The following is a 9,779-nucleotide window of genomic DNA, read 5'->3' as shown; positions in this document are numbered from 1 at the left end:
CTACGAAAAAGAAGAATATAAATATGATCCACTAAACCAATTAGTAGAAGTGAAAAATAGAAATGAAGAAAATAGAAAATACTTCTATGACAGTCTAGGAAATAGAGCGGGAGAGATTAAAATGAGCTACATCAAAATAGGGCTTTGGTCCTATTTTGACAAATTACCTTAAAAAATTAAATTTTTTGACAATTCTCATCAATTATATGGTAATATAAATATAAAGATAATATTTAGCAAACCTATCGAAAGATAGGGACGCAAAGCTATGGGTCTAAGGTTGAATAACTATGATTGCCAGGTTGCCGTTAGATTTACAATCTACTGTAAAACTCAGTAAGGCAACGGGCTTTGCTGATTTTTTAAATTAGGAGGTTTACTATGGAGGATTCTGTTTTTCTTATGAAGGTTTCAGATGATGATGCAGCTGAAGATGTAGAGGAATTACTGAGAGACAATGACATAATAGTATCTCGAAAATATAAGGATACAGAAGATTACTTGCAAATATATAGAGCTATGACTATATATGGTGTGGAACTATATGTAAATCAAAAAGATTTAAATAAATCAAAAAAGCTATTAAACATGAATAAAAATGATATAAAAAATAAAATAGAAAAAAAGACAGTTACTAAGAATAAGATAATAAAATTAGTTCCCTTTTTAAATAGATAATTTCTTTATTCAGAAAATACATACTTCCAACCCTAAAGAGAGATGGTTTACCCATCTCTTTTTTGTTTGATTTTTAAATAGATGGAAAATAATAAATAAACTTAAAATTTTAAATTTTCGGTGGATTTTTATGCAAAACATGATAAAATATACGTAAATAGACTTAATTCGATAATATTTTATCTGAATTGTTTATTTTATTAATGCATTCAAAGTAGGGTATGCAAGTAATGAAGGTTGATCTATAATAAAAAAAACAAAATATGATACATAAAAACCTTATAGTATAGGTCAGAATAACTAATAGTCTTACTTCATTTCAATTAACAATACAATAAAATTTTAGGAGGGTGCTTTATGAGTAGAATAGTTATAGCTTTAGGTGGTAATGCACTAGGAAAAACACCAGAGGAACAGCTTAGTCTTGTAAAAAATACTGCAAAGCCTATAGTAGATCTTATCCAAGATGGCAATGAGGTAGTAATTGCTCATGGTAATGGTCCTCAGGTAGGTATGATTAACTTAGCAATGGAGGTAGCATCAGTAACAGAAGATGCTGTACCAACTATGCCATTCCCTGAGTGTGGAGCTATGAGTCAAGGATATATCGGATATCATTTACAAAACGCAATAGGAGAAGAATTAAGTAAAAGAAACATAGACAAACCTGTAGCTACAATAGTTACACAGGTTGTAGTAGATAAGGATGATGAAGCTTTTAAACATCCATCTAAACCTATAGGAAGCTTCTATACAGAAGAAGAATGTAAGGTTCTTAGAGATGAAAAAGGATATGACATGGTAGAAGATTCTGGTAGAGGATATAGAAGAGTTGTAGCTTCACCAAAGCCTGTGGATGTTGTTGAAAAGGAAACAGTAAAAGCTTTAGTTGAAAAAGGTCAAGTTGTTATCACTGTTGGCGGTGGTGGAATTCCAGTTATTAAAGAAGGCAATTCTCTAACAGGAGTACCAGCAGTAATCGATAAAGATTTTGCTAGTGAGAAAATTGCAGAAATATTAGATGCAGATTATCTATTCATATTAACAGCAGTTGATAGAGTATCAATTAATTTTGGAAAACCAGAGCAAGTGGATTTAGAAAAGATGTCTATTGAAGAAGCTAAACAATATATAGAAGAAAAACATTTTGCGCCAGGAAGTATGCTTCCAAAAGTTGAAGCTGCTATTAAATTTGCAGATTCAAAAGCTGGTAGAAATACAATAATTGCATCTCTAGAAAAAGCAAAAGATGCATTAGCTGGTAAAAGTGGAACAAAGGTATATAAATCAGAAGAATAAAATATTTATATAAAGAAGTTTAATATATAATGCCCTTATTGTATCAATGCAATAGGGGCTTTATATATTTTTTTGTTGTATACTAATTTTTTATTGTTTCATATAATAATAATAGTATATAACTTAAAAGGGAAGGACTAATTAAATGAAAAAAGATAAGTTAATAATATATTTATTATTTATAATATTGATTATGGTAATTTTTATATTAAATAAAAATGATATAAAAAGAGCTGATGTTAACATCGATAATATTCAAAGAATTGTTGAGACCTTTGGAATAGTGGGAATCCTAATATATATAGTGTTAAATGGTATAAGACCTTTCTTTTTAGTACCGACTACTGTATTTTTTATAGGAGGAGGAGTGATTTTTGGATTTATAGAAGGATTCATATATACTTCAGTGGGGGTTATAATAGCCTCTAGTTTATCTTTTAAAGTTTCAAAGATTTTTCAAAAGGAATTCAGAAAAATTTTAGAAATATTAAAATTGACAAAGTATGTAGATAAGATTCATGATCTAGATGAAAATAAAATAATAAGGGGATTATTATATATGAGAATAACTCCGATATTTCCTTTTGACCCTATTAGCTTTGGAGCAGGAATGGCTAATATAGACTATAAAGATTTTATAATAGGAACTACTCTAGGAATTTTACCTAAAATATTATTTTATACTTTTATAGGTTCGTATTTAGAAAATATCATATAAAGGTTTGGGATTAATATTCTCTTGACTTCCATTTTCTTATTATATAGAATATTCTTTAAATATTAAATAGGGGGTGGGGGAAATGTCATACATAAGAAATATTAAAACTTATTATTTTTATTCTACATTTGCAGAGTTACTGATATTAGGACCTATAATGATATTATATTTATTTGAAAAGGGACTATCATTTACAGAGATAGCAGTACTACAATCATTTGCTGCAATATGTGTAGTGTTATTTGAGGTTCCTACAGGAGCAGTGGCTGATAGAATAGGTCGAAAATGGAGTATGATATTAGCTTCAATGTTATGGGGAGTAAGTTTATTGGTGTACATAATGGTGGATCAATTTATCCTGTTAGCTTTAGCGGAGGGAATTTTTAGTTTAGGAGCTGCATTTAAGTCCGGCTCAGATACAGCATTAATATATGATTCACTAAAAGAGATGAAAGAGGAGCATCATTTTCAAAAAATTGAAGGGAATGCTAGATCTTTATCATTAGTTGCTCAAGCAGTGGGATCGGTTATTGCTGGATATGTATATGCTATAAATATTCATTTGCCTTTTGTGATATCTGTAGGATTTATGATTATAACTATGATAATAACACTATTTTTTAAAGAACCTGATTTTAAAGGAGGTTCTACGCATTTAAGTAGTAATTACTTCTCCCAGATAAAAGATAGTGGAAAGTTTATTTTAGGACATGAGAAAATTAAAGCTATAATATTATTTTCAATGGTATTTTTTATATTTTATAGAATGGGATTTTTATATTTTCAACCTTATATGGAATCAATAGGTATACCAGTGATATATTTTGGATGGATATTTTTCGCCTTTAATATCACTGCAGCAATAACATCCAAATATATAGATCAAATAATGAGTTTCACTAAACCTAGGACGCTTACGGTTATGGCTGGATTAATAATTATTTCATTTTTTATAATGGGATTTACCAAAGTGTGGATTGGAGTTATAGCTATATTATTGCAGCAAGTTGCTAGAGGAATGTATAGACCAGTAACTAGAAAATATTTAAACAAACATATACCATCAGATAAAAGAGCAACTATACTTTCTTTTCAAGGACTACTTACCAGCATAGCAGCTGCTGCTACTATGCCATTGATGGGAATGCTTAAAGATGCTACAAATATATTTACTACTCATATAGTATTAGCCATTATAATGACTATAATGGTATTATTGGCATCCAAATATATGAATAATAGATTAGGGTTAAAAACTACTAATAACCCATAAAAATAGGTTAGTGGAACATTCCACTAACCTATCTTCTTATTAAAATAAATATCATATATCCAATATAGGCTAATGATAAAAATATACCTTCAAATCTATTAGTTTTTTGGCCAGTAGTAGCAAATATATATGTCAGTATAGTAGCACCTATTAAAAAGATCATATCAAAAAACACTTTACTCTCAATAGGTAGGGGTTTAATAATAGATGTTATTCCTAAGATGAATACTATATTAAACATATTTGAGCCTATTGCATTACCTACTGCTATATCACTTTCTCCCTTAAAGGCTGCTACCATAGATGTAACTAATTCTGGTAAGGATGTACCTATTGCTACTATAGTAAGACCTACTAAAGTTTCACTCATACCTAAAGATACAGCAATAGAGGTACTTGATATAACTACCCAATGGGCTCCTATCATTATACCTATCATTCCTAAGGCAGTCAAAAACAAACTTTTTGATAGTGGTATTTCTTCAATTTCATCAGTTTCTATTAGTCCATTATCATCAGATTTACCATTTGAAAGCACTGCCATCTCAACAAGATAGTATATAAATACTAAGAATACCGATAGTAATACTATTCCATCTCCTCTAGACAATATATTACCTTCAGCATTTTGTAATACTACATCATAACTAAGTACAAATAACATTCCTGTAGCCAAAAAGAGGAATGGAAATTCTTTTAATATAGTTTTGATTTTTATTCTGACTGGTTTTATAATAGCTGCTACTCCAATAACTATTAATATATTAAATATACTAGAGCCAATTATATTACCTACGGCTATACCATCTGAATTAGTAAGAGCAGCTTTTATACTTACTGCAGCCTCTGGGGCACTGGTACCAAAAGCTACGATTGTAAGACCTATAAGAATTGAGGGGAGTCCGAATTTTTTAGCAATAGATGAAGCTCCGTCTACAAAAAAATCTGCCCCTTTAATTAATGCTGCAAATCCTATTAATAATATTATGTAATCCAACTAAAATCCTCCTTAGATGACTAACTAATTTTTTATAAGTTTATTTCAAAATTAATTATATCAATTATTTTTTATTAAAGAAAATCAATAAGTAGTGTAGCTAAACCAAGGAAAAAGAAAAAACCTAGTACGTCTGTCATAGTAGTTACAAATACGGCAGAGGCTAAAGCAGGATCTATATTTAATTTTTTAAGTATAATAGGTATACCAAAACCTGAGATAGCAGCTATAAGCATATTTAATATCATAGCTACACCTATTACTACTCCAAAAATAATATTTTTTTCCCATAAAAAACTCAGGATTCCAATACTTAAACCAATGGCTATACCATTGAATATTCCTATTCCTAACTCTTTTAATAACACCTTTTTAGTATTATCTATAGTAAGTTCTCCTAAAGCTATACTCCGGACTATTAAAGTTAATGTCTGGGTGCCTGCATTTCCACCCATTCCAGCAACTATCGGCATAAAAGTAGCAAGGGCTACAATCCGTTGAATTGTTCCTTCAAAGAAACTGACAGTAATTGATGCTAAAATAGCAGTGAAAAGATTTACAAATAACCATGGAAGTCTATTTTTTACTGATTCTCTTATGTTTCTCTCTATTTTTTCATCTTCATCAAGACCAGCTAATCGATATATATCTTCTGTATCTTCTTCCCTTATAATTTCAAAAATATCATCAGCAGTTATTATTCCTAACATACGATTAGAATTATCTATTACTGGCATGGTTAAAAGTCCATACTTTTCAAATATATTACCTACTTCTTCTTGATCCATATCCCAAGGGATACTGATCACATTTTCATTCATGATATCTTTTATTTCTACATTGAAATCATTTATTACTAGGTCTCTTAAAGATACTACTCCTCGCAATTTACTATTGTGATTTAATACATATAAGTAATAAGCTGTTTCTGCATTAGGGGCTTCTTTTTGAAGATATTTAAGAGTGTTTGCTATACTCATATCCTCCTTAATAGCAATAAATTCTGTTGCCATTATACCTCCAGCAGTATCTTCTTCATAGCTTAAGAGCTCTCTAATTTCTTTGGCATCATCTATATTCATCTTATAAATAATCTTATTAGCTTCTTCATTAGATAATGAACCTAAAAGGTCTGTTAATTCGTCTGAGGACATTTCATCTATGATGTGCTTTTGCCTAGCTTCTGAGACTATTGATAATAGTTCATATTTTTCTTCGTCCTCTGCCTGATCAACAACATCAACTAAAATATCCTTTGGAAGCTTAGATAAAATGTCTTTTTTATCTCCTTCATATAATCTTAAGGCATCTAAAATATCTTCGGGATGAATGTGTGAAATGGCTATTTCTAAATCTTCTTTAGAGATGTATAATAAATATTTTAATAAGTTTTCATGATATGATATAAATTCCATAAATGCCTCCATTCTAATTTCTATCTTTTTTATTTTATAATTATACCCCTATTTAAATCAAATATAAAACTATTATAGTATTAATCATCTAAGTGAAGGTTAAAGGGCAATAAAAAAAGAATAAGATAACTAAGTTATCTTATTCTTTAACACACATACTCCAAGATCCTATATCTTTAAAACCTAATCTTTTATATATACTCCCAGCTTTAGGATTATCATAAAATAGACATAGAGTTTTATCTTCGTTTATTAAATCACTACACAATTTTATCATACAGCTAGAAGCATATCCATGATTCCTATATTCAGGATGAGTACATACACCTACTATCATAGCTGAGAAACTATTTTCAGCAGTGGTTTGTGCTATTGCTACTAATTTATCTTTATCGTATACTCCATATGCTCTTCCCGTATTAGTGATAAATTTTTGTGCTACTCTTTCTTCATTCATTGACACATCACCAAATTCATCTATAAGGTCGGTTAAATGAACTATATCCTTTGTATGTGTTTCATTTAATCTCAAGATTTCTCTATCTATAGAAATCTCAGGTAAGCTTGATAGTTTTTCTATCTTACAGAAATATGCATCTTTTCTTTTTCTAAAATTAAAAGAATCATAAAATATATCTACCATATTACTTTTTCCAGATAAAACTTTAAAGTCATCACCAAATAAACTTATAAATCCGTCCTTATTCAAGTCTTCACTATCTGAATAGAATATTCTATTTTCATAGAATTTAAGTAATACACCTTTTATATGACCTTTCTCATCAAATTCTCCCCATAGACTTTGAAAATCAGTATCATAACCAAAATTCTCAATATCTCCTATCATGAATAAATTAAATTCTTTTTCTTTAGATATGTAATCCATTACTAACTGATGATCTTTAGCAACTAATTTTCGAATCATACCTATCCCCCCTTATATGTATTCCTAAAAATATATCATAGTCTGAATTATCAGTCAATCATTAAGTTTATTAAGTTTGATACTTTTATTATTCGGGTAAATATGTAAAAAAGTAATATCTAAAAAGGAGTGAGAAAATTGACTAATAACAGAAAAAAATATGATGCTATTATTATTGGAAGTGGACAGGCCGGGAATCCTTTAGCCTTTGAATATGCCTCTAGGGAATTGAATGTAGCTTTAATTGAAAAGAATTATTTAGGAGGAAGTTGTATAAATTTTGGATGTACTCCCTCAAAGGCCCTTTTAGCCAGTGCTAATTTAAATCACAGAGTAAAACACAGTAGGGAACTTGGAGTAAAAGTTGAAAATGTAGAATTAGATTTCAAAAAAGTTATGAAGAGAAAAGATGAAATAGTACAGGCATTTAGAGAAAATATAGAAGAGGCTATTGATGATACTGATAAAATAGATTTATATAAAGGTGTTGGAAGTTTTATAGATAGAAACACTATCAAAATAAAGTTAAATAATGGTAAAGAAGAAATCATAGAAGGAGATAAAATATTTATTAATTCAGGCTCTAAACCTAATATTATACCTATAGAGGGGATAGATGACATTAGCTACCTGGATTCTACTTCTATAATGGAATTAAATGAATCACCAGAACATCTAATAATAATAGGAAGTGGATATATTGGTATAGAATTTGCTCAGATGTTTGCTAGATTTGGAAGTAAGGTTACAGTTATAGGTAGAAGTGAAAATATCCTTAAAAGGGAAGATAAAGATGTATCATCGAGAATACAAGATATATTAGAGAAAGATAATGTAAATTTTTTATTAGAAACTGATACAAAGAGAGTTAAGGAAACTAATAATGGTATTGAGGTTTATTTTGAACGAGATGAAGAAGAAAATAGTATAATAGGATCGCATATATTATTAGCAGTAGGGCGGTCTCCAGTCACAGAAGAACTAAATTTAGAAAAGGTCGATATGGATATAAATGACAGAGGATATATCATAGTAGATGACACCCTTAAAACTAGCTTAGATAATATATATGCTCTAGGAGATATAATTGGGGGACCTAAATTCACTCATATAGCTTATGATGACTTCAGAATAGTAAAAGATCATCTATTTGGGGAAGGTAAGAGAAGTAAAGATGGAAGATTAGTACCTTATACATTATTTACAGATCCTCAATTAGGCAGAGTAGGTTTAAGTGAAAAGGAAGCAAGGGAACAGGGATATGATATAGAAGTAAGTAAAATTGAGATGGATAAACAAGGGAGACCTATTGAAGAAGGGAAAACACAAGGATTTATGAAGGCTATAATAAATAAAGAAAATCATCAAATATTAGGAGCAGCAATACTAGGATATCAAGGTGGAGAATTGATGGCAATGATTCAGATAGCAATGATGGGAAGAGTACCCTATGAAAGTTTAAGGGATGGGATATTCACTCATCCAAGTTTGTCTGAAACCCTTAATAATTTATTTAGTATCTAAGTAATATACAGTTAAAAAGAGATTAGGTGGTTTAACCCATCTAATCTCTTTTGCTTCCTATCTCAATTACTTTGTTCATTTTGGACATTATATGATCATATCCATTTTCACTGTGAGGAACTTTGCAGTTGGTACAATCTTTTATCCCATTATTATAAGAATAATTTCCTCCACATTCTTCCTTTAGCATATATAATGGACAAAAACAAAACATACAATTAAATTTATTCTCATCTTTAACATCATGACAAGGAAAATACTCACATTTCTTATTCTGGTTGAATTTAAAATTCTCCCCCATTAATCTGCCCCCTTAATTATGTTATAATATGTATTCTATTATAACATAATAGAATAGAACACCTCCATGTACTTTTAAGAGATGTTCTATTCTAAATCGATAAACTATTAATTTTTGGGGGAATCACACCCTTCTTTTTAAATACCTAATACCACTACTTAAATAATACTACTACATCTTTTAATAATACTATCTAAATACTACTATCCTTTAGATATCTCCATTTTTGTAAACTATATTATTATTTAAGTTTATACATTAACCTATTTAATAACATCTAGTGTATATTACTATATAGGTTTGTATAATTACCTAATATAATAATATTTGAATCAAACTCAATACTTAAATCTCTAATTCTGAAACTAATAACTGGGTTTTTAAATCATACTGTTTACTTTGGTGGAATCATCCCCTTTATTAATAGTTATTATATATATACCACCATTAGAACTGATCAAACACAAAATATTAAGAAAAATTAATTTTTCTCAAAAATACTTTTTTTTCACTAAAAAATTCCTATTGACTTTTATTATTAAAGCTTATATAATTAAGTCTGATGATAAAGGTGACATAATGAATATGCGGGAGTGGCGGAATTTGGCAGACGCGCTAGACTTAGGATCTAGTGTCATTGACGTGGGGG

The 9,779-nt window shown here is 29.4% G+C and carries 9 protein-coding genes and 1 riboswitch; of the genes, 5 read left to right on the top strand and 4 right to left on the bottom strand.

What is annotated here, in order from left to right:
- The first annotated feature begins 225 nt into the window (after positions 1 to 225).
- Positions 226 to 310, top strand: a riboswitch (cyclic di-GMP riboswitch).
- 71 nt (positions 311 to 381) lie between these two features.
- The 4 genes from GOQ27_RS00045 to GOQ27_RS00030 all read left to right on the top strand — a co-directional run bounded on the left by GOQ27_RS00045 (position 382) and on the right by GOQ27_RS00030 (position 3,968).
- Positions 382 to 678: a hypothetical protein gene (locus tag GOQ27_RS00045; RefSeq protein WP_203364763.1), complete on the top strand. Its 297-nt coding sequence runs from the start codon at positions 382 to 384 to the stop codon at positions 676 to 678.
- A 357-nt stretch (positions 679 to 1,035) separates the two neighbouring features.
- Positions 1,036 to 1,977 (top strand): carbamate kinase, encoded by a 942-nt coding sequence (gene arcC, locus GOQ27_RS00040; RefSeq protein ID WP_203364762.1) that lies wholly within the window; start codon positions 1,036 to 1,038, stop codon positions 1,975 to 1,977.
- A gap of 145 nt (positions 1,978 to 2,122) precedes the next feature.
- Positions 2,123 to 2,695, top strand: coding sequence for a TVP38/TMEM64 family protein (locus GOQ27_RS00035; protein ID WP_203364761.1), 573 nt, complete (start codon positions 2,123 to 2,125; stop codon positions 2,693 to 2,695).
- 82 nt (positions 2,696 to 2,777) lie between these two features.
- The gene (locus tag GOQ27_RS00030; RefSeq protein WP_203364760.1) at positions 2,778 to 3,968 is read left to right on the top strand and encodes an MFS transporter; all 1,191 of its coding nucleotides are present in this window, start codon (positions 2,778 to 2,780) and stop codon (positions 3,966 to 3,968) included.
- 28 nt (positions 3,969 to 3,996) lie between these two features.
- Here the strand turns inward: GOQ27_RS00030 and GOQ27_RS00025 are convergent, their stop codons facing one another.
- From GOQ27_RS00025 to GOQ27_RS00015, 3 genes are all read right to left on the bottom strand, one after another.
- Positions 3,997 to 4,965: a calcium/sodium antiporter gene (locus GOQ27_RS00025; RefSeq protein WP_203364759.1), complete on the bottom strand. Its 969-nt coding sequence runs from the start codon at positions 4,963 to 4,965 to the stop codon at positions 3,997 to 3,999.
- A gap of 74 nt (positions 4,966 to 5,039) precedes the next feature.
- Positions 5,040 to 6,380: a magnesium transporter gene (gene mgtE / locus GOQ27_RS00020; RefSeq protein WP_203364758.1), complete on the bottom strand. Its 1,341-nt coding sequence runs from the start codon at positions 6,378 to 6,380 to the stop codon at positions 5,040 to 5,042.
- A gap of 139 nt (positions 6,381 to 6,519) precedes the next feature.
- Entirely contained in the window at positions 6,520 to 7,305 is a 786-nt protein-coding gene (locus tag GOQ27_RS00015) for a GNAT family N-acetyltransferase (RefSeq protein WP_203364757.1), read from the bottom strand.
- Positions 7,306 to 7,443: 138 nt separating this feature from the next.
- Here GOQ27_RS00015 and lpdA point away from each other — a divergent pair, with 138 nt between their 5' ends.
- A complete protein-coding gene (gene lpdA, locus GOQ27_RS00010) occupies positions 7,444 to 8,829 on the top strand; it encodes a dihydrolipoyl dehydrogenase (RefSeq protein WP_203364756.1) in 1,386 nt (461 codons plus the stop codon).
- 40 nt (positions 8,830 to 8,869) lie between these two features.
- Here the strand turns inward: lpdA and GOQ27_RS00005 are convergent, their stop codons facing one another.
- Entirely contained in the window at positions 8,870 to 9,130 is a 261-nt protein-coding gene (locus tag GOQ27_RS00005; RefSeq protein ID WP_203364755.1) for a cysteine-rich small domain-containing protein, read from the bottom strand.
- Between the last annotated feature and the right edge of the window lie 649 nt (positions 9,131 to 9,779).

The sequence above is a fragment of the Anaeromonas frigoriresistens genome (assembly GCF_016820655.1).
Classification (GTDB): domain Bacteria; phylum Bacillota; class Clostridia; order Tissierellales; family SIT17; genus Anaeromonas; species Anaeromonas frigoriresistens.
The sequence above is the reverse complement of the archived record's forward strand: the minus strand, read 5'-3'. Positions and strand labels throughout refer to the sequence as shown.

Excerpts from the sequence above, each read along its gene's own strand:
- mgtE (WP_203364758.1), bottom strand. The coding sequence starts at position 6,380 with ATGGAATTTATATCATATCATGAAAACTTATTAAAATATTTATTATAC.
- GOQ27_RS00005 (WP_203364755.1), bottom strand. The coding sequence starts at position 9,130 with ATGGGGGAGAATTTTAAATTCAACCAGAATAAGAAATGTGAGTATTTT.
- GOQ27_RS00045 (WP_203364763.1), top strand. The coding sequence starts at position 382 with ATGGAGGATTCTGTTTTTCTTATGAAGGTTTCAGATGATGATGCAGCT.
- arcC (WP_203364762.1), top strand. The coding sequence starts at position 1,036 with ATGAGTAGAATAGTTATAGCTTTAGGTGGTAATGCACTAGGAAAAACA.
- GOQ27_RS00035 (WP_203364761.1), top strand. The coding sequence starts at position 2,123 with ATGAAAAAAGATAAGTTAATAATATATTTATTATTTATAATATTGATT.
- GOQ27_RS00030 (WP_203364760.1), top strand. The coding sequence starts at position 2,778 with ATGTCATACATAAGAAATATTAAAACTTATTATTTTTATTCTACATTT.
- GOQ27_RS00015 (WP_203364757.1), bottom strand. The coding sequence starts at position 7,305 with ATGATTCGAAAATTAGTTGCTAAAGATCATCAGTTAGTAATGGATTAC.